This is a genomic window from Streptomyces fumanus, from assembly GCF_014655295.1.
Taxonomy (GTDB): Bacteria; Actinomycetota; Actinomycetes; order Streptomycetales; family Streptomycetaceae; genus Streptomyces; species Streptomyces fumanus.
On record NZ_BNBI01000001.1, the window covers coordinates 628,342 to 646,836 of the forward strand.

At 76.2% G+C, this 18,495-nt stretch carries 19 protein-coding genes; 9 read left to right on the top strand and 10 right to left on the bottom strand.

Translation table 11 applies throughout. The annotated features are described in order from the left end of the window. Window positions 1-10: 10 nt before the first annotated feature. Window positions 11-2,914, bottom strand: coding sequence for an AfsR/SARP family transcriptional regulator (locus tag IE316_RS02790; protein ID WP_190202455.1), 2,904 nt, complete (start codon window positions 2,912-2,914; stop codon window positions 11-13). Between the two features lie 256 nt (window positions 2,915-3,170). Between IE316_RS02790 and IE316_RS02795 the strand changes: the two genes are divergently transcribed. Next, entirely contained in the window at window positions 3,171-3,401 is a 231-nt protein-coding gene (locus tag IE316_RS02795) for a hypothetical protein (RefSeq protein WP_190202456.1), read from the top strand. 196 nt (window positions 3,402-3,597) lie between these two features. Here IE316_RS02795 and IE316_RS02800 read toward each other — a convergent pair whose 3' ends face one another. The 9 genes from IE316_RS02800 to IE316_RS02840 all read right to left on the bottom strand — a co-directional run bounded on the left by IE316_RS02800 (window position 3,598) and on the right by IE316_RS02840 (window position 8,672). Beyond that, window positions 3,598-3,879 carry a hypothetical protein gene (locus tag IE316_RS02800; RefSeq protein WP_190202457.1) on the bottom strand — a complete coding sequence of 94 codons (282 nt, stop codon included), beginning with the start codon at window positions 3,877-3,879 and terminating at the stop codon, window positions 3,598-3,600. A 249-nt stretch (window positions 3,880-4,128) separates the two neighbouring features. Further along, window positions 4,129-4,413: a hypothetical protein gene (locus tag IE316_RS02805; protein WP_190202458.1), complete on the bottom strand. Its 285-nt coding sequence runs from the start codon at window positions 4,411-4,413 to the stop codon at window positions 4,129-4,131. A 261-nt stretch (window positions 4,414-4,674) separates the two neighbouring features. Then, window positions 4,675-4,956, bottom strand: a complete 282-nt coding sequence (locus tag IE316_RS02810; RefSeq protein ID WP_190202459.1) for a hypothetical protein — start codon at window positions 4,954-4,956, stop codon at window positions 4,675-4,677. 144 nt (window positions 4,957-5,100) lie between these two features. After that, entirely contained in the window at window positions 5,101-5,349 is a 249-nt protein-coding gene (locus IE316_RS02815; RefSeq protein WP_190202460.1) for a hypothetical protein, read from the bottom strand. A 77-nt stretch (window positions 5,350-5,426) separates the two neighbouring features. Further along, entirely contained in the window at window positions 5,427-5,930 is a 504-nt protein-coding gene (locus IE316_RS02820) for a DUF5949 family protein (protein WP_229910159.1), read from the bottom strand. Between the two features lie 118 nt (window positions 5,931-6,048). Beyond that, window positions 6,049-6,915 carry a tyrosinase family protein gene (locus IE316_RS02825; RefSeq protein WP_190202461.1) on the bottom strand — a complete coding sequence of 289 codons (867 nt, stop codon included), beginning with the start codon at window positions 6,913-6,915 and terminating at the stop codon, window positions 6,049-6,051. Continuing rightward, window positions 6,899-7,345: a tyrosinase family oxidase copper chaperone gene (locus IE316_RS02830; protein ID WP_190202462.1), complete on the bottom strand. Its 447-nt coding sequence runs from the start codon at window positions 7,343-7,345 to the stop codon at window positions 6,899-6,901. The genes IE316_RS02825 and IE316_RS02830 overlap by 17 nt, the downstream gene beginning before the upstream one ends. A gap of 88 nt (window positions 7,346-7,433) precedes the next feature. Then, a complete protein-coding gene (locus IE316_RS02835) occupies window positions 7,434-7,730 on the bottom strand; it encodes a hypothetical protein (RefSeq protein WP_190202463.1) in 297 nt (98 codons plus the stop codon). A 168-nt stretch (window positions 7,731-7,898) separates the two neighbouring features. Beyond that, entirely contained in the window at window positions 7,899-8,672 is a 774-nt protein-coding gene (locus tag IE316_RS02840) for a hypothetical protein (RefSeq protein ID WP_190202464.1), read from the bottom strand. A 342-nt stretch (window positions 8,673-9,014) separates the two neighbouring features. On the opposite strand from IE316_RS02840, the gene IE316_RS02845 reads away from it, so the two are divergent. The 8 genes from IE316_RS02845 (at window position 9,015) to IE316_RS02880 (ending at window position 18,482) form a co-directional block, all read left to right on the top strand. Continuing rightward, window positions 9,015-10,184, top strand: a complete 1,170-nt coding sequence (locus tag IE316_RS02845; RefSeq protein ID WP_190202465.1) for a glycosyltransferase — start codon at window positions 9,015-9,017, stop codon at window positions 10,182-10,184. Next, the gene (locus tag IE316_RS02850) at window positions 10,181-11,596 is read left to right on the top strand and encodes an exopolysaccharide biosynthesis polyprenyl glycosylphosphotransferase (RefSeq protein WP_190202466.1); all 1,416 of its coding nucleotides are present in this window, start codon (window positions 10,181-10,183) and stop codon (window positions 11,594-11,596) included. Before IE316_RS02845 ends, IE316_RS02850 begins: the two co-directional genes overlap by 4 nt. Next, entirely contained in the window at window positions 11,593-13,053 is a 1,461-nt protein-coding gene (locus IE316_RS02855) for an O-antigen ligase family protein (protein ID WP_373311064.1), read from the top strand. Before IE316_RS02850 ends, IE316_RS02855 begins: the two co-directional genes overlap by 4 nt. Beyond that, entirely contained in the window at window positions 13,050-14,762 is a 1,713-nt protein-coding gene (locus IE316_RS02860; RefSeq protein WP_190202467.1) for a lipid II flippase MurJ, read from the top strand. The genes IE316_RS02855 and IE316_RS02860 overlap by 4 nt, the downstream gene beginning before the upstream one ends. Before the next feature lie 61 nt (window positions 14,763-14,823). Continuing rightward, window positions 14,824-15,513: a polysaccharide deacetylase family protein gene (locus IE316_RS02865; protein ID WP_190202468.1), complete on the top strand. Its 690-nt coding sequence runs from the start codon at window positions 14,824-14,826 to the stop codon at window positions 15,511-15,513. A gap of 1 nt (window position 15,514) precedes the next feature. Further along, window positions 15,515-16,672, top strand: a complete 1,158-nt coding sequence (locus tag IE316_RS02870) for a glycosyltransferase (protein ID WP_190202469.1) — start codon at window positions 15,515-15,517, stop codon at window positions 16,670-16,672. Continuing rightward, entirely contained in the window at window positions 16,669-17,382 is a 714-nt protein-coding gene (locus tag IE316_RS02875) for a YveK family protein (protein ID WP_229910160.1), read from the top strand. Before IE316_RS02870 ends, IE316_RS02875 begins: the two co-directional genes overlap by 4 nt. After that, window positions 17,379-18,482, top strand: a complete 1,104-nt coding sequence (locus IE316_RS02880) for a GNAT family N-acetyltransferase (protein ID WP_190202470.1) — start codon at window positions 17,379-17,381, stop codon at window positions 18,480-18,482. The genes IE316_RS02875 and IE316_RS02880 overlap by 4 nt, the downstream gene beginning before the upstream one ends. Window positions 18,483-18,495 lie beyond the last annotated feature (13 nt).

The following is an 18,495-nucleotide window of genomic DNA, read 5'->3' on the forward strand; positions in this document are numbered from 1 at the left end:
GCGGACCGCGTCACCCGGACGGTGCGTTCCCGCCGTTCGGTCCGCTCAGCTCGCTCAGCTCGCGCCGTACCTCGTCGGCCTCCGTGTGGCCGCCCTCCTCCAGCAGGGCGAGCGCCGCCGTCAGGGCCTCGCGGGCGGCGCCCAGGTCGCCGGTGGCGCGGTGGGCGGCCCCGAGGTGACGCAGGACGTCGGATTCGAGGAAGCGGTCGCCGATCTCGTGGAACAGCCGCTGCGACCGCTCGAAGCGCTCGATGGCCTGCGGGTACCGGCGAAGGTGGTACAGGGCGTAGCCGAGGGTGTCCTGGGTCGACGCCTCACCGTAGGGGTCACCCAGCTCCTGGCAGTGCGCGATGGCCTCCTCGCAGCGCAGCAGGGCCTTCTCGTGCTCGTCGATCAGGATGTACGTCCACGCCACCTGGTTGAGCACACCGGCCTCGCCGCTGACATTGCCCTCGGACCGGTACAGCTCGATGGCCCGCGCGTAGTGGTCGAGCGCGTCCTGGGGGCGTCCCCCGCGGTTGCTCAGGTAGGCGAGGCCGCGGTGGACCAGGGCCTGGCCCATCGGGTGGCACGCCGACCGGAACAGGCGCAGCGCGTCCTCGAGATGCCGCAGCGCCTGTTCGGGGTGGTTGAGCTGGGAGTGCGCGCCGCCCAGTCCGCACAGGGCGTACGCCTGGCCGATGGCGGAGCCGGCCGCCCGGGCCGACCGCAGCGCCGTGCCCTCGATCTCGAGGAGGTCGTGCCAGTAGCCGAGCCGGTTGAAGTACACGTTCAGGGCCGCGGCGGTGAGCCAGGCGTGGGTGTGGTAGCCGTGGGCGGCGGCGTGCCCGACGATCTCGCGCAGCACGTACCGCTCCGTGCGCAGCCAGGCCGCCGCCTGCGCGCGGTCGCCGAACCGCAGCGGCGCGGCGTCCGGCGGGCACGGCGGCAGCGGCATGGCCTCGCGGAACGGGTCCAGGGCCGTGGCGGCGTTGTGCGCGGTGAACAGGAAGTGACTGTGCAGCCTGAGCAGGGCCGCCGCGCTCTCCGGCGGGCCATCCTCGGCCTCGGTGCGCTCCGCGGCGTAGGCGCGCAGCAGGTCGTGGAGGACGAACCGGCCGGGAGCGCGCTCGGTGAGCAGACTGGCCCCGGTCAGCTCGGTCAGCAGGGCGCGCACCTGGCGCGGGGGTACGCCGGCCAGCGCGGCGGCCGCGGCGTGGGTGACGTCGGGGCCGGGGTGCAGGGCGAGCCGCCGGAAGAGCCGGGCCGCCTGCGGCGACAGGGCCTGGTACGACCAGGAGAAGACGGCCCGTACGTCGGTGCCGACGTCGTCGCCGGCGAACGCGTCCAGGCTGCCGTGGTCCTTGCGCAGCTCCGCGGCGATGTCGGCGAGCCGGAAGCCGGGGTGCAGGGCGGCGCGCGCCGCGACGATCGACAGGGCCAGCGGCAGCCGGGCGCACAGCTCGACGATGGCGCGCGCGGCCTCCGGTTCGGCATCGACGCGTGCCGCGCCCAGCCGCCGGGCCAGCAGTTCGAGGGATTCCCCGCAGGACAGCACGCCCAGGGTGAGCGGATGGGCGCCGTGCCGGGCGACCAGGCCGCTGAGCCGGCTGCGGCTGGTGACGACGACGAAGCAGCCGGGGGCGGCCGGCAGCAGCGGCTCCACCTGTTCGGTGTCGGCGGCGTTGTCCAGGACGATCAGCAGGCGCCGGCCGGCGAGCACACCGCGGTAGAGGGCGGCCTGCGCGTCGAGCCCCTCGGGGATGGCCTGCGGGGCGACGCCGAGCGCCACGAGGAATCGTTCCAGCGCCTCACGGGGGTCCATCCGGGACCCGGACGGGTCGTGGCCGCGGAGGTTGACGTAGAGACTGCCGTCGGGAAAGCGGTGGGCCATCTGGTGCGCCCAGTGCACCACGAGGGTCGTCTTGCCCGCCCCGGCCATGCCGCTGACCAGGCCGAGCAGCGGGGTCTGTGGGTGCCCCCGGTCGGGCAGCAGCGCGGCGGCGCAGTCCAGTTCGGCCCGGCGGCCGGCGAACGTGACCAGGTCGGCGGGGAGTTGGGACGGCCGTACGATGCCGCCGGGGCCGGGGGGACCGTCCGGCTCGGCGCCGCTTGCGGAGCCGTGGCCGGCGTCCGCCGACGCGGGCCGCGCGGCCGGTCCGGCATCGTCCGCGAGGAGGTCGGCGTGCAGGGCGCGCAGCGACGGGCCGGGTTCGATGCCGAGTTCCTCGACGAGGAGGCGGCGGGTGCGGGCGTACACGTCGAGGGCCTCGGCCCGGCGCCCGCCGCGGTACAGGGCGATGATGCGCAGCTCGCACAGCGCCTCGCGCAGCGGGTGCGCCGCGCACAGGGCGGTCAGCTCGGGCAGCACCCGGGCGTGCTCCCCGAGGTCGAGTTCGATGCGCAGCCGCGTCTCCAGGGCGGCCAGCCGCCGTTCCTCCAGGTGGCCGCGCTCGGCCTCGATCCGCGGTCCGGGCAGCCCGGTCAGCGGGACGCCCTCCCACAGCGCGTCCGCGTCGCGCAGCAGGTCCACCGCGGCCCGGTCCGCGCCCTCGGCGCGCAGCGCCCCGGCCCGCTCCACCAGGTCCTCGAACCGGTCGAGGTCGCTCAGGACGGCGTCGGAGCGCAGCGCGTATCCGTCGCCCAGGGAGACCAGGAGCCGCGGTGCCTCGTCCGCGGGCCGGCCGGGTTCGAGGAGTTTGCGCAGCCGGGAGACGTAGGTCCGCAGGACGGACACCGCCGCGGCCGGCGGATCGGCGCCCCAGATGCCGTCCACGAGCTCACCGAGTGCGACCGCCCGGCCGCGCCGCAGCAACAGCAGCGCGAGGACGGCGCGTTGCTGGGGCGGCCCGAGGGGCAGTTCCGCTTCTTGCCGCCAGGCCCGCAGCGGACCCAGCAGGGAGACCTGGAACGACTCCTGTGCTCGTGCGTCCACATGCAGGACAGTACCCCGCGGAAGAGGTGACGGTCAGGTCGGACCGGCGCCGTGGACCGGTGACTGACGGTTTGTCACCATCGGCGTCCGCCCGGCCGGCGGGGCGCGGCGCCGTGCCAGCCGAATGGACCCACCTCGCGTCCCGAACGAGTGACATCGCCCCTTTTCTCCCGATACGTACTGGTTTCATGGCTAGCATCACCGCGAAGCCTGTCCCATGCACGGGGCGGGTTCGACCGTTGAACCCGGAGAGAAAATGATCAAGAAGTTTCTGACGTGCGCGGCCGTCACCGCGGCCGCCTGCGCACTGGGAGCCGGAAGCGCCGCCGCGAGTTGCGACGAGGGCCACGAGCGTGACGGCCACCACGAGCGTCTCGTCGCCGCCGAGAAGACCGGCGGCAGCTTCGAGGCCCTGCGGACGTCGTCCGGCACCGGCATCTACGAGGGTTCCCTGCACCACGCGGCCTTCGTGAGCGTCACCGACTGACTGCGGGATCCGTTCGCGTTCCTCGGATCGTGCTGAGAAAAAGCCTGAGGCCCCTCGATCGAAAGATCAGGGGCCTCAGGGCTTTTTCCGCACATGCACCCGATAGTGGTGCGGCGAGCCGTAGCGCAGCACGTCGGGGCCGCTCCAGGAGCGGCGGCCCCGACGTCAGCGGTAAAGCCTGCCTCATCTATCGCGTTCAGTCGATGACAGCCCCGAGGATGGGGAGCGCCGGGGCGGCGGAGTCGTCGGTGACCTTCGACTTCTGACGGATCTCGTTGCACTGGAACGCACGGGCCTCGTCCAGGACCTCGATGGTCAGGATGTCGACGTCCTGAATGGTGGGGCAGATGTCGCGGATGATCTCGATGTTCTGCGAGTAGTGGCCGTGCACCTCTTCGTCGGCCATGGCCGGCGAGACCGCCACGCCGGTAGCAGCCAGCGTCAGCATCGAACCGGCGAGAACCTTCTTGGCGTTCATTCGTGTTGCCTTCCTTGTGCGTGATAACCGCGGCACGTAGTGGCGAGTGCCGACAGCCTACTAACCCACTTCATACCCTTGGGGTTCCGTGCCGCGACCACGATTCATCCACTTGCAGCAATGGGCGTCCGGGGTGCCGCCGTAAAGGCATGAAAAGGCCCCGGACTGCGCGGCTGGTCGCACAGTCCGGGGCGCTTTTTACCTCGTCGAGGACAATCCTCGGAAGCCGGGTGAACGGATTCCGGGAATTCAGTCGTTGACGACCTGTCCGAGCAGCGGCAGGGCCGGCGCCGACGAGCTGTCGTGCACCTTCGACTTCTGGCGGATCTCGTTGCACTGGAAGGCACGGGCCTCGTCCAGGAGCTCGATGGTCAGGATGTCGATGTCCTGGATGGTGGGGCAGACGTCGCGGATGATCTCGATGCTCTGCGAGTAGTGACCGTGCACCTCTTCGTCGGCCATGGCCGGCGAGACCGCCGCGCCGGTAGCTGCCAGCGTCAGCATCGAACCGGCGAGAACCTTCTTGGCGTTCATTCGTGTTGCCTTCCTTGTGCGTGAATCCGCGACACCTAGTGGTGAGTGCCGACAGCTCACTAACCGAGCCCGCACTCGTGGAGTTTCGTGCCCGGCCCCCGGTTCATCCGCTTGCAGCAATGGCCGCCGCCGGTAAGGCATATCGCCGGCCGATCGGATGGGCGGGGCACGGGGAAATCGGCGGGCCGCAGGACAAGGCCCCGGTGCCGTGCGGTGGTTCGCGCACGGCACCGGGGCCCGGAGAAAAGCGGTACCGGAGAACTAGTTCCGGACGCTGCCGAGAATCGGCAGGGCCGGGGCCGACGAGTCGTCGGTCACCTTCGAGCCCTCGCGGACGTGGTTGCACTGGAACGTCCGGGCCTCGTCCAGGACCTCGATGGTCAGGACGTCGATGTCCTGAATGGTGGGGCAGATGTCGCGGATGATCTCGATGTTCTGCGAGAAGTTGCCGTGCACCTCTTCGTCGGCCATGGCCGGTGTGGCGGCGAGCCCGGTGACGGTCAAGGTCAGCATGGACCCGGCGACGATCCTCTTCATGTCCATGGTATTTACCTCCTGGCGTATGGCGACGCCGTCAGGTGACGACGGCAGCACCATGGCTAACCGTTTTTTCGCGTGGACGTTTCTCCCGGTGTTCGGCTGTCACCCGAACACCGGATTCGTGTGACTTGGCGGCAAGAACCCGGTTCAGCCGAGCCGCAGCGCCTTGCCCGCCTGGGGAAGTACCTGGCGGGCGCTGTCCCCGCCGGCCTTGGCCACCAGGCCGGCGGGCTGCTGTGCGGCGCCGTCGACGGCGTCGCTCAGCCGGTCGGGGGAGACGCCCGGGATGCTGCTCAGGGTGGACGCGTCGGCGAGGTCCACGGCGTGGGCGGTGCCTGCCGCGGCCCAGCCCAGTGCCGTCGCCGCCAGCACGCCCGCGGTGAGGGTTCGTCGCATGGGAGAGTCCTTCGTTCGGTGCCTGCGCGGCCCGCGCCGGGCCGCGCGGGTCCTGGTCATCAGGGGGGACGGCGGGGTCAGCGGCGCAGTCGGGTGACGGGGACCAGGCAGTGGGAGCTGGCCGACCGCAGGTCGTCGTCGGTGAGGAAGGCGCGCAACTGCTCGGGGGCCACGGCCTCGCCCGGAGCGACGTGCGGCCACGGGCGGGTCAGGCAGATCAGCCGGACGGAGCCGTTGCGGTACGCGGCGTCCTGCCAGGACTCCGGGACCGGGCACTGCACCTGGAGGAAGGGCAGGGTGAGCACGGCCTGTTCGGCCTCGACCAGCAGGGTGACGGCGGCCCTGGCCTCCTGGGTCAGTTCGACCAGCTCGCCGGTGACCGGCAGGCCGATCTTCTCCAGGTGGGCGCGCATCGCCCGCTCCCCGGCCTCGGGTCCGCCCGCGCCGTCGCCGAGCGAGTACACCGTGAGGAACGGCAGCCGGGGGGTTTCGGTGGTGGGCACGCTGGACCACGGGACGATGGTGAGGGTCCCCAGCAGGGACCCCCGCGGCGTCTCGGGTGCGGCGGTCGAAGAAGTCATGGGGCCGGATGCTAGTGGCGCACCGGGGGGCATTCCGGGGGATTTCCACCCGTTCGGCGCAGCCCTCGGTCCGCATTCACCTGTCCGTGTCAGCTCCCCGGTCCGGGTCCGCGCGGGGTCAGCCGTAGCGGTAGATCCGGCTGTGGTCCTCCAGTTCGTCCGGGGTCACGTCCCACGGCGGGAGCCGTTCGTGCCGGGCGACGATCCGTCCGTGCTGGGCGCTGTTCCGGCCGGGCGGCGCGGCGGGCAGGTAACGGGCGCCGCGGTGCCGGCGTTGCCAGCGGGACCACTGCAGGTCGAGGAAGGCGTGCACCAGCCAGAAGACCGGGTCGTTGACCGCGGCGCCGCCGGTCATCGCGCCGCCGACCCAGCGGTGCACCCGGTTGTGGTTGCGCCAGGAGGCGCTGCCGCGTCCGGGGCCCCACCCCTCCAGCTTGTTGCGGAACCCCTTGGCCGCCGTGGAGTCCCAGGGGTGGGCGTCGTAGACCGGGTCGGCCAGCGCGCTGTCCAGGTCCCGCCGGGTCGGCAGGTCGATCGGGGCGCGGGGGCGGCCGAGGTCCCGGGTGAGGTACTCGGTGTCGGTCACGTTCTCGGTGAGGGTCCAGTGACCCGCGGCGTGGGCGAACGGGCCGGTCGTCACCCGCAGGTCGGAGCGGCGCCCGGTGCCGCCGAGCAGGTCCGCGGTCCAGGGCGCGCCGGTGGTCGAGCGGTCCTTGGTCCAGTCCCAGTACGGCACGGACACCGACGGGTCCACCCGGCGCAGCGCCCGCTCCAGCTCCAGCACGAACCGCCGGTGCCAGGGCAGGAAGGACGGTGCCATGTGGGCGGTGCGCAGGCCGTCCTCGCCGTCGGGGACGTAGTACGCGATGTGGATGCGGACGAACTCGTCGTACTCGCCGCGGCGTTTCAGCTCCAGCAGTGCCTTGACGAACCGGCGCCGCTCGGCGCGGGTGAGGGTGCTGACGTCCTTACGCGAGTACGCCATGGTGTCCTCCTTCCGGGTGCCCGTGGCCGCCGTGGACGGTGGTGGTGCGCGGGTGGTGTCCGGGGCCGAGTTCGTCGACGGCCGCGCGGGCCGCGGCGAGCGGGGTGGGGTACGAGCAGTAGTGGTCGATCGTGCTCAGCCAGGTGCCGTCGGCGCGGCGCATCAGGTGCAGCGGCCGTCCGTCGACGGTGACCCGCCAGCCCCCGGCCGGGGTCGCGGCGCCCTGGAGGCGGCGCCCGCGGTAGTGCTCGTCGAAGCCGGCGGCCCCGGGCGGGGAGGCGGCGGCCAGGGAGGTGAGCGGCAGGGCGAGGGCGGGGGCGAGCAGCCCGCGTACCACGCCCCGCCGGGTGGCGGTCGGGGGTCCGCCGCGCTCCGGGGCCGCCGGGTGGCGTCCTGTGTCCCGCGGCGCTGGGCCCGCGCTGACGACCATGTCTGACTCCTCGTCCGGCCCCGGTGCTGCCGGGGGCCGGGGTAGTACGGGATCACTGCGGGGGTCGGGCGGCCGGTGGCCGTGGGCGTCAGCCCTGCGGCGGGAGGCCGCCGAGGAGCCCGCCGACGGCGTCCGGCCGGACGCTGGTGCCCTTCACGGTGTCCAGCAGGGTCTTCCTGCTGGCAGGGTTGCCGGGGCCGAGCACCTCCGGCCGGTGGCGCAGCGGGACGACCTGGACGGGGCTGTCGGCGAGCGTGTCCAGGGCGCCGTCGAGGCCGGCGGATTGGAGTCCGGCACCGGCCGGGTCCTGGGCGCACGCGGGCGCGGCCGGGGCCGCGAGGACGACGGACCCGACGATGACGGCGGCGGCCTTGAGGGGCTTCATCGTGTTCCTTTCTCGGCAACGGGTGTCGCCAGGGGGGAGCTGCCGCCGTGCCTAACGACCCCGGTGCGCGGCGGAAACCCCGCACTCGGGGGATTTCACCGCCGCGAAAAGGCCGCCGCACCCGCCCGGGGAGGGGCGGGTGCGGCGGCCGGAGGGGGCGGGCCGGGGTCAGGCGCGGTCGTCGTCCGCCAGGCCGGACAGCGAGCCGCCGGACAGGATGGCGGCGATGGCGTTGGTCAGGCTCTGCACCACGGAGGCGGCGGCCGAACCGATCTGCCGGATCGTGCCGGACAGGCCCGCTTCGGCCAGGGTGTCGACGTCCGACCGGAGCTGGGCGCGCGCCGCGTCGTCGGCGGCCGGGTCGTCCGGCGCGAGGGCGGGCCGCGCGGGCAGGGTGGTGACGGGCGCGGCGTCCCGGGCGGTGCCGGCCGGTCCGTTCACCCAGTCGTCCCAGTCGCCGGGGGCGGAGCCGTCCCAGTCCGCGCCGCCGTCGTCCCCGTCGCCGCCCCGGCCGCCGTGGTCCCGGCCGCCGTCGTCATCCTCGTCGTCCCGGTCGTCGTCGTCCTGGTCGTCGTCGTCCCAGTCCTCGTCGTCGTCCGGGTCGGCCGTCAGGGAGGCCGCCCTGGCCGCCTCGGCCTTGGCGAGGGCCTCCTCGATGGCCACGCTCAGCCGGTCGGTCTCCTGGGCGGTGAGCCGCCCGTCGTCCCCCTTCGTCACGGTGCCGAGCAGTCGGGTGACCGGCCGGAGGTAATCGCCCATCGAGCCGAGGAGCGCCGCCTGGTCGTCGGGGCGGCCGGCTTCGGGAGCGGGTGCGTGCGCCGCCGCGCCGGCGCGCTCCCGGGGAGCGTCGCCGTCGGCCGCCATCGCCGCCGGCCCGGTGAGCCCGAGCAGGAAGGTCGCGCAGAGTACGGAGGTGGCGGTTCGCCGTGCGGGCAGGCGCATGAGGGGGATCCTTTCGGTGGCGCGAAGATCTTGTGCCCACGGTGGGATGCGCCCTCGCGCTCCGCAACCGGACCGCCACCCTCCGCCACCGCGATGTCCCTGCTCCCCGTGGCATCGCCGCTGGTGAGGCGGTGTCAAGGGGAACTCGCCGGGCCGCCGCCCGTGCCCTCCGTCCGGGGCAACGCGGTCCCCCGGCCGGCCGTCGGCGACACACTTATCCGGTTTCTCCGCATTAGTTGCTTTTGCGGTTAGAGTTCCGGCCATTCGACGCACCCTCGGGCCACCGCAGTGAGGCGCGTTCCCGCCCGTCCCGAGCACCGCCCGTGAGCGAGGAAGCCGCGCATGTACCTGTCAGCAACCGATCTCCGGCCGCGCGTCCTCCACATCACCCAGCCGGTGGACGGCGGAGTCGCCCGGGTGGTCACGGACCTGACGCGGGCCCAGCTCGCCGCCGGTCTGCGGGTCGCGGTCGCCTGTCCGGACGGCGCGCTCGCCGCCGCGCTCCGCTCGCTGGGCGCCGAGGTGCGGCGGTGGGAGGCCACCCGCTCGCCGGGGCCGCGGCTCGGCGCGGAGGTACGGCGGCTCGCCCGCGTGGTGGCGGAGGTACGGCCCGATCTGGTGCACGCGCACAGCGCCAAGGCCGGGCTCGCCGGGCGGCTCGCCGTGCGGGGGCGGCTGCCCACCGTGTTCCAGCCGCACGCCTGGTCCTTCGAGGCGGTCGACGGCACCGCCGCGGCCCTCGCCCGGGCCTGGGAACGGCGGGGGGCGCGGTGGGCGGCGCGGGTGGTGTGCGTCAGCGAGGCGGAGCGCCGTACCGGCGTACGGGCCGGGGTGCGCGCCCGGTGGGCGGTGATCCCCAACGGCGTGGACCCGGACCGCTTCCGCCCCGCCCCGCCCTCCGGTGTCCCGGCCGGCCCGGCGGCGCCGCTGGTGGTCTGCGTCGGGCGGCTGTGCCCGCAGAAGGGCCAGGACCTGCTGCTGGCGGCCTGGGAACGGGTCCTCGGCCGGGTGCCGGGGGCGCAACTGGTGCTGGTCGGCGACGGGCCGGACCGGGAGCGACTGCGGGCCCGCGCGCCGCGCTCCGTACGGTTCGCCGGACCGGTCGCGGACCCCGGGCCCTGGTACCGGGCCGCCGACCTGGTCGTCCTGCCCTCGCGCTGGGAGGGCATGGCGCTGGCCCCGCTGGAGGCGATGGCCTGCGGCCGGCCGGTGGTGGTGACCGACGTGGCCGGGGCCCGTGAGGCCCTGCCCGCGGCGGCCGTACCGCACTGCGTCGTCCCGGCGCGGGACCCGGCGGCGCTCGCCGGGGCGGTCGCCGGGCTGCTGGCCGACCCGGCGCTGCGCGCCTCGCTGGGCCGCCTCGGCCGGACGCACGTCCGGCAGGCGCGGGACGTACGGCTGACGGCCGGGGCCGTCACGGCGCTCTACCGCGAACTGCTCGGCGGCGGACCGCGCACCCGGCACCGGTCCGCCGCGCCCACCGAGTCCTCCAGGGAGTGCCTCCACCCGTGACCGCGGAAAGCACCGTGCCCGGCCCCGCCGGGCAGCCATACGACCTCGGGCGGCCCCCGGTCTCGGTCCTGCCGCCGCGCCCCGCGCCCGGCCCGGCGCTCCCCGCCGGACGCCCGGCCGCACCGCCCGCCGCCGCGCCGCCGCTCGCCGCGGACGGCGCCGCCGCCCTGGTGACCGCCCTGGCGCTGCCCGGCCTCCCCGGACGGCCGCTGTGCGCGGCCCTGCTGGTGGCCGTGTCGCTGCTGTTGGCGCCGCGCCGGGCCCGGCGACTGCCGGCCGTCCTGGACGAACTGCCCGCCGTCGGCGGCCGGATCGCGGTGGCCTGGCTGACGCTGGCGGCGCTGGCGGCGGCCTGCGACCCCCGGTACGCGCTGTCCGCGCCGGTCCTGCTCGCGGGCTTCGCCGCCCAGACGGCGCTGGCCTGCGCGGGCCGCGGCGCCCTGTACCGGCGGCGCCGCGCGGCGCTGCTGCGCCACCCGCACGCCGCCCTCGTGGTCGGGCCGGCCGCGACCGCGCGGCGGGTGGCCGCCGCCGTGCTGCGCCACCCCCGGTACGGGCTGCGGCCGGTGGGGATCGTGGCCGCCGACGCGGACGGCACCGAGCCGCTGCCGGTGCTGGCCACCGACGAGGAGGTGCTGCGGGCCGTGGTGCAGAACGGCGTCCGGGACGTCCTGGCCGTCCACCCCGCCGCGCGGGTACGGCACGCGGCGCTGCTGCGGACGCTGGCCGCGGCGGGCTGTGCGGTCTGGGAACTCGACCCCGACTCCCCCGCCGCCCCGGGCCCCGAGGTGATCGCCGGGTACACCGGCCGGCGGCTCGCCCCGGGCCCGGACCGGCGCGGGGCGGCCAAGCGGGCGCTGGACGTGGTGGTGTCGGGGGCGCTGCTGGTGCTGGCCGGACCGCTGCTGCTGGTCTGCGCGGCGGTGCTGCGGGTCAGCGGCGGACCGGGCGTGGTCTTCCGGCAGGAGCGGATCGGGCAGGGCGGCCGGCCGTTCACGCTGCTGAAGTTCCGCACCCACCGCCCGGCCGACGCGCACGAGTCGGCGACCCGGTGGAGCGTGGCGGACGAGCACCGGATGACCTGGTTCTGCCGGTTCCTGCGCCGCACCTCGCTGGACGAGCTGCTCCAGTTGTGGAACGTCTTCCGGGGCGACATGAGCCTGGTCGGCCCGCGTCCCGAACGCCCGTACTTCGTCGCCCAGTTCAGCCAGGCCCACCCCGGCTACGCCGCCCGCCACCGGATGCCCGCCGGGATCACCGGGCTGGCGCAGATCCACGGGCTGCGCGGGGACACCTCCATCGAGGACCGGGCCCGCTTCGACAACGCCTACATCGACACCTGGTCGCTCTGGCAGGACGTGTGCATCCTGCTGCGGACGGCCGCCACGCTCGTCCGCCCCACGGGGAGCTGACCGTGGCGAGCCACGCCCTGCCCCGGTCCGTGCCGCGCGCCCGGAGGCTGCCGGCCGCGGCGCCGGTGGCCGGGGTGATCGCCCTGCTCGCGCTGCCGGTCGAGCCGGGCGGCGACGGCGGCGCGCACCCGGCGGACGCGGCCTCGGCGGTCCTGGTGCTGTGGTGCGCGGTACGCCTGCTCCGGGAGCGCCGCCGCCCGCTGCCGCGGCGGGCGGCGCTGGTGCTGGGGCTGCCGGTGCTGGGCCTGGCGGCCGCCGCCGCGGGCGCGCCGGCGCCCGGGGACGGGCTCCTCGGGTTCGTCCGCTACCTCCAGGTCTTCGTGCTGGTCCCGGCCGCCGTCCTGCTGCTGGTCCGCGACCGGCGCGACGTACGCCTGGTGGCCTGGGCGCTGACCGGACTGGCGCTGTGGCAGGGGGCGGTCGGCACCCACCAGTACGTCACCGGGACCGGCGCGTCCTACCAGGGCGAACCGGTGCGGGCGGTGGGCACCTTCGGGCCGCAGGACGTGATGGGCATGGCCACCGTGGTCTCGGTGGGCCTGGTCTGCGCCGCCGGGCTCGCCCTGGGCCGGTCCGCCCCGCGCGAACGGGCCGTCGCGGCCGGCTGCGCGACGGCCCTGACGGTGCCGCTCGCGCTCTCCTTCAGCCGGGGCGCGTGGATCGCCACGGCGGTCGCCTGCGCGCTGCTGCTGGCCCTGTCGGGGGCGCGGCGGGCGCTGGCGGTGGGGGCGGCCGTGACCGCGGCGGGCGTGGTCCTGGTCGGCGGGCTGGGGCTCGGTACGGCGATGCTCCAGGAACGCGTCGGCAGCATCACCCGGGTCGCCGACGCGCCCGACCGGTCCGTCACCGACCGCTACACGATGTGGGCGGCGGCGGTCGGCATGTGGCGCGAGAGGCCGCTGACCGGCGTCGGCCTCAAGGGGTTCCCCGAACACCGGGACGCGCACGCGTCGGTGGCGCTGTCCTCGGGCAGCGACACGGAGGGCGCGGGCGCGGCCTTCCGCCGCCAGCCGCTGCTGTCCCCGCACAACATGTACCTGCTCGTCCTCGCCGAACAGGGCCTGCTCGGGCTGCTCGCCCTCGCCGGGAGCTGGGCGGCCCTGCTGGTCTGCGCGCTGCGCCGGGCGGCCCTCGCCGGGAGCGGGCCGATCGGGTGCGGACTGCTGGTGTGGCACCTGGTCGACTTCGCGTACGGCGACATCGGCGGGCCCTCGACGGTCCTGACGGCGGTGTGCCTCGGACTGGCGGCGCGGTGCGCGGTGGGCGGCGGGTGGCCGGCCGGGCGGGGGCGGGGGGAGGACCGGGCGGCCGGTACGGGGGAGGCGGTCTGCTCGCGGGTGGTCGGCGCGGGTGGCCCGCCCGGCCCGATGACCGGCGGGGGTGACGCGCCGGTGGTCGGTACGGGCGAGCCGCCCTGCTCGCGGACGGTCGGTGTCGGCGGGGAGGAGAGGCGGTGACTCCCCCGTCGGCCGGGCCGGCGGCGCTGTCCCCGGCGGCGGACGGCGTACGGACCCGCCAGGACACCGGGAGCGGCGGGCGGTCGCGGGGGCTGGCGCGGGCCGCGCTGCTCACCGCCGCGCTCTCCGTGGCCGCCTCCCTGCTGGGGCTGGTGCGCGACCAGGCGCTGGCCCGGCTGTTCGGGGCGGGCAGCGGAACCGACGCGTTCCTGGTGGCGTGGACGGTACCGGAGTTCGCCGCGACGCTGCTGATCGAGGACGGGCTGGCGTTCGCGCTGGTGCCGATGTTCAGCCTGGCCCTGGCCCGCCGCGCGCGGGGCGCCCCCGGCGACCCGGTGCGGGCCCTGGTCGCCGCCACCCTGCCCCGGCTCGCGCCGGCCTTCGCCGCGGTCGCCGCGCTGACCGCGCTGACCGCCCCGTACCTGGTCCGGGTGCTGGCGCCCGGGCTGCCCGACCGGGCGCTCGCCGTGGACTGCACCCGGCTCACCGCCACCTGCGTGCTGAGCTTCGGGCTCGCCGGGTACGCCAGCGCGGCCCTGCGCGCCCACCGCCGCTTCCTCGCGCCGGCCGCGATCTACGTGGCGTACAACACCGGCATCATCACCACGATGTTCCTGTGCGGCGGGGCCTGGGGGGTGCGCGCGGCGGCCCTCGGGGTCGCGGTGGGCGGCTGTCTGATGGTGGCGGTCCAGCTCCCCGCGCTGCTCGGGCAGGTACGGCGGGGACCGGCGCGGCGGGCCGGGCCGGCGGCCGACGGGACGCGTCCGCTCGCCCTGGCGCTGCTCGGCACCGTCCTGCTGTTCGCGCTGGGCCGGCAGTCGCAGGTCCTCATCGAGCGGTTCCTCGCCTCCGGGCTGCCCGCCGGGGCCATCTCGCACCTCAACTACGCGCAGAAGGTCGCCCAGATCCCGATGACGCTGTCGCTGATGCTGTGCACGGTCACCTTCCCGGTGGTGGCGCGGGCCCTGGCCGACGGCGACACCGAACGGGCCCGCCGCCGGGTGGAGCGGGACGTGGCGCTCGCCGCCCACCTGGTGCTGCTGGGCGCGGCCACGGTCGTCGCCTGCGCGCCGCAGCTCGTCGGACTCCTCTTCCAGCGCGGCGCGTTCACCCCGGCGGACACGGCGGCGACCGCGGGCGTCATGCGGGTCTACGCGCTGGGGCTGCTCGCCCAGACGGTGGTCGGCGCGCTGGCCCGTACGTACTTCTCGGCCGGCCGGGCCAGTTGGTACCCGGCGGCCGCGATGGCCGCCGGCCTGGCCGCCACCGCCGTGCTCGGCGCCGGGGCCGTGACCGCCTGGGGCGTGCGCGGCCTCGCCGCCGCCAACGCGGCCGGCATCACCGTCACGGCGGCCCTGCTGCTCGCCGGCACCGGACGCCGTGCCGTCCCGGTGCGCACCGGGCGCGTCCTGGCGGGGCTCGGCCGGGCGCTGGCCGTGGCGGCGGTCGCCGCGGCGGCGGGCGCCGGGGTCGCCGCGCGGTGCGCCGCCCCGGCCGCCGGTCTGGCCGCCGGGGCCGCGACCGTCGCCGCCGTCTTCGCCCTGACCGGCGCGGTCCTGGGCGTACCGGGCGTCGCCACCGCACGGGACCTCCTCCGGCCCCTCCGCTCCACCCGCTCCACCCGTTCCGCCCCTCCCCTCTCACGAAGGCTCCCGCATGGCCGTTTCCGCAGGTACCACAGGTTCCCCTGGCTTCGCAGGCCCCGTTGACGTCCGGGCGGGCTCCGGCGCGCACGCCGGTGTCCGTACGCCCCGGGTGCCGTGGATCGCGATGTACCACTCCGTCGGCGACCGCTCCGACGACCCGTACCGCGTCACGGTCACGCCCGCCCGGCTGGACGCCCAGCTCGGCTGGCTGCGCCGGCGCGGGCTGCGCGGGGTGTCCGTGGCGGCGCTGCTGGCCGCCCGGGAACGCGGCGCGGGCCGGGACCTGGTCGGGCTGACCTTCGACGACGGGTACGCCGACTTCGTCACGCACGCCCTGCCGCTGCTGCGCAAGTGGGGCTGCGGCGCCACCCTGTTCGTGCTGCCGGGCCGGCTCGGCGGCGACAACGCCTGGGACCGGCTCGGCCCGCGCAAGCCGCTGCTGACCGCCGACGGCATCCGGCAGGCCGCCGCCGAGGGCGTGGAGATCGGCTCGCACGGGCTGACCCACGTCGACCTCACCGGGGCCGACGACGCGGTGCTGCGGGCGGAGACCGCCGGGAGCCGGGCGCGGCTCGCCGAGCTGACGGGGACCGGGCCCGCCGGGTTCTGCTACCCGTACGGCACGGTGGACCGGCGGGTCGCCGAGGCGGTGCGCCGGGCCGGGTACGGCTACGGCTGCGCCATCGACCCGGGCGCGCTGACCGGCCCGTACGCGCTGCCCCGGGTACATGTCGGGGAGGACGACACCGCCGTACGGCTGCTGCTGAAGCGAGCGCTGCACCGGTGGCGCCGGCGCCCGGCCGCGGGGGTGTGAGGTGCGGGTCCTGCACATCATCACCGGCCTCGGGGTCGGCGGCGCCGAACAGCAACTGCGGCTGCTGCTGCGGCACCTGCCGGTCGACGGCGAGGTGGTCACGCTGACCGAGCCGGGCCCGGTCGCCGCCGGGCTGACCGCCGACGGGGTGCGGGTGACGCACCTCGGCATGCGCGGCAACCGCGACCTGTCCGCCCTGCCCCGCCTGGTCCGGCTGATCCGGGACGGCGGCTACGACCTGGTCCACACCCACCTGTACCGGGCCTGTCTGTACGGCCGGATCGCGGCGCGGACGGCCGGGGTCCGCGCGGTGGTCGCCACCGAGCACTCCCTCGGTGACACCCGCATCGAGGGGCGCCCGCTGACCCCGGGCGTCCGCGCCCTGTACCTGGCCGGGGAGCGCCTGGGCAGCACCACCGTCGCCGTCTCCCCCACCGTCGCCGCCCGGCTGCGGCGCTGGGGCGTGCCCGCGCGGCGCATCACGGTCGTGCCCAACGGCATCGAGCTGGACCGGTTCCGCTTCGATCCGGAACGGCGGCTGCGCACCCGCCGCCGGCTGGGCCTGCCCGAGGGGGCGTACGTCGTCGGCGGCGTCGGCCGGCTGGTACCCGGCAAGCGGTTCGACGTGCTGGTCCGCGCGCTGGCCCGGCTCCCCCGTGACGGGCATCTGCTGCTGGTCGGCGGCGGTCCCGAGGAGCACCTGCTGCGCCGCACCGCCCGCGAGGCCGGGGTCGCCGACCGGGTGCTGTTCACCGGGGAGCGCCCCGCCCTGCCCGACGGCTCCCCCGGCCCCGACCTGCCGTCGCTGCTCTGCGCGATGGACGTGCTGGCCGCCCCGTCGCCCCAGGAGGCGTTCGGGCTGGCGGCGGTGGAGGGCCTCGCGGCCGGGCTGCCGGTGCTGTACGCCTCCTGCCCGGCGATCGAGGACCTGCCCCCGGACGCCGCGCCGGCCGCCCGGCGGGTCTCCGGCGGCGCGGCCGGGTTCGCGGACGCGCTGGCCGGGGTCCGCGCGGCGGGCCCGCCCCCGCGCGACCCCCCGGAGGCCGCCCGTCACTACTGCGTCACGCGCAGCGCGGCGCGGTTGGCGGACGTGTACGCCGCCGCCCTCACGTCCGTGCCGTACCCGGCATCCGCACTTCAGGGAGTCAGTTCCGCATGACGGAGAACCGCACACACGAGGGCAAGGCGCCCGGGGCGCACCGCCCGGCCGGCGCCGCCCGCACCCGCCTCACCTCCCGGATCGGGGCCCGGGCCGGTTCCCTGCCGCCCTGGTCGCCGCTGGTCGCGGGCGTCCTGGTGGGCGCGCTGGCCGGCGGCGGCTACGGCCTGCTCCGCACCCCGCAGTACACGGCCACGAGTTACGTCGTCGCCGTACCGGCCAAGGGCACCGACCCGGCGTCCGCGCTGGGCTACGCGCAGGCGTACGGCCGGGTCGCCACCCAGCTCGCGGTGCTCGGGGACGCGCAGGTGTGGGCGGGGGTGCCGTCCGCGACGCTGCGGAAGAACGTGCGCACGGCGACCTCGCCGGACGCGCCGATGGTCGCGGTCACCGCCACCGCCGCCCGCCCGGACCTGGCCGCCGACATGGCCGACGCGGTCGCCCGGGCGCTGACCCGGCACGCGGCCGCCACCAAGGGCGCCACCCGGGTCGGGCTGCGGCAGTTCGCCCGTGCCGTCGAGCCCGGCGGGCCGTCCTCCCCGCCGGCCGGGCTGACCGGGCTGGTCGGGGCGAGCGCGGGCGGTCTGCTCGGCGCGCTCGGCCTGCTGGTCCGGCCGCGCCGGGCGCCGGACGGTCCCGGCCGCCCGGCCGCCGTACCCGGCCCCTCCCCGGCGCCCGCGCCCGCCGCCGAGGTGCACGGCCAGTCATGACGTACCGCACCGAACTCCTCACCGACGAGCGGGACTTCGCCGCGCTGGGCGCCGACTGGGCGGGGCTGTACCGGCGGTGCGCGACGGCGACCCCGTTCCAGAGCCACCCCTGGCTGCACTCCTGGTGGCTGTCGTACGGCAGACCGGGCGCGCTGCGGCTGCTCGTGGTCCGCGAGGGGCCCGCGCTGGTCGCCGCCGCGCCGCTGATGCGGGTGTGGCGGCCGGTGCCGGCCCTGGTGCCGCTCGGCGGGTCGATCTCCGACTACGGGGACGTGCTGGTGGACGACGGGCACGGCGAGGCGGCGGTGGCCGCCCTCACCCGGGCGCTGGCCGCCGCCGCCCGCACCGCCCTGGTCGACCTGCGCGAGGTCCGGCCCGGCGGCGCCGCCGAACGCGTCTGGGCCCGCTGGTCCGGGCCCCGGCACCGGGTGGCCGACTCCCCGTGCCTGGAGCTGCCCGCCGTCCCGATGGCCGACCTGATCGCCCGGCTGCCCTCGGCCCGGACCCAGCAGCGGGCCCGCGCCAAGCTGCGCAGGCTGGCCGCGCTGGGCGTCAAGAGCCATGTCGTCCTGCCCGGCGAGGCGGAGGCCGCGGTCGGGCGGCTGCTCGCCCTGCACCGGTTGCAGTGGGAGGGGCGGAAGGTGACCGGCGAGCATCTGCGGCCCCGGTTCCGTGAGCATCTGGTGCGGGCGGTGGGGCCGATGGTGTGCTCCGGGGACGCGGTGGTCACCGAGTTCCGGATCGACGACGAGGTGGTGGCCGTCGATCTGACGCTGCTGTCGGCGGGGCTGGCGGGCGGCTATCTGTACGGCGCCCATCCGGTCCTGCGCGAGCGCAAGGCGGACGTGGCGGCGATGCTGCTCGACTCCTCCGCCGCGCACGCCCCGGCCCCCGGGCGCGGCACGCTGAGCCTGCTGCGCGGCGACGAGCCGTACAAGCACCACTGGCGGCCCCGCCGGGTGGTCAACCAGCGGCTGCTGCTGGCCCGGCGGCGCACCGCCCCGCTGCTGGCGGTGGCCGCCGGTGACGTCGCCGCGCGGCGGTGGGGCAAGGAGCTGCTGCGCCGCCGGGAGGAGCGGGCCGGTGGCGGCTCGACCTGACCGGGCCGGCCGC

Coding starts and splice junctions, on each gene's coding strand:
- IE316_RS02830 (WP_190202462.1), bottom strand. CDS start 7,345: ATGGTCGTCAGCGCGGGCCCAGCGCCGCGGGACACAGGACGCCACCCG.
- IE316_RS02815 (WP_190202460.1), bottom strand. CDS start 5,349: ATGCGACGAACCCTCACCGCGGGCGTGCTGGCGGCGACGGCACTGGGC.
- IE316_RS02835 (WP_190202463.1), bottom strand. CDS start 7,730: ATGAAGCCCCTCAAGGCCGCCGCCGTCATCGTCGGGTCCGTCGTCCTC.
- IE316_RS02800 (WP_190202457.1), bottom strand. CDS start 3,879: ATGAACGCCAAGAAGGTTCTCGCCGGTTCGATGCTGACGCTGGCTGCT.
- IE316_RS02795 (WP_190202456.1), top strand. CDS start 3,171: ATGATCAAGAAGTTTCTGACGTGCGCGGCCGTCACCGCGGCCGCCTGC.
- IE316_RS02825 (WP_190202461.1), bottom strand. CDS start 6,915: ATGGCGTACTCGCGTAAGGACGTCAGCACCCTCACCCGCGCCGAGCGG.
- IE316_RS02820 (WP_229910159.1), bottom strand. CDS start 5,930: ATGACTTCTTCGACCGCCGCACCCGAGACGCCGCGGGGGTCCCTGCTG.
- IE316_RS02875 (WP_229910160.1), top strand. CDS start 16,669: ATGACGGAGAACCGCACACACGAGGGCAAGGCGCCCGGGGCGCACCGC.
- IE316_RS02840 (WP_190202464.1), bottom strand. CDS start 8,672: ATGCGCCTGCCCGCACGGCGAACCGCCACCTCCGTACTCTGCGCGACC.
- IE316_RS02805 (WP_190202458.1), bottom strand. CDS start 4,413: ATGAACGCCAAGAAGGTTCTCGCCGGTTCGATGCTGACGCTGGCAGCT.
- IE316_RS02845 (WP_190202465.1), top strand. CDS start 9,015: ATGTACCTGTCAGCAACCGATCTCCGGCCGCGCGTCCTCCACATCACC.
- IE316_RS02880 (WP_190202470.1), top strand. CDS start 17,379: ATGACGTACCGCACCGAACTCCTCACCGACGAGCGGGACTTCGCCGCG.
- IE316_RS02810 (WP_190202459.1), bottom strand. CDS start 4,956: ATGGACATGAAGAGGATCGTCGCCGGGTCCATGCTGACCTTGACCGTC.
- IE316_RS02865 (WP_190202468.1), top strand. CDS start 14,824: ATGTACCACTCCGTCGGCGACCGCTCCGACGACCCGTACCGCGTCACG.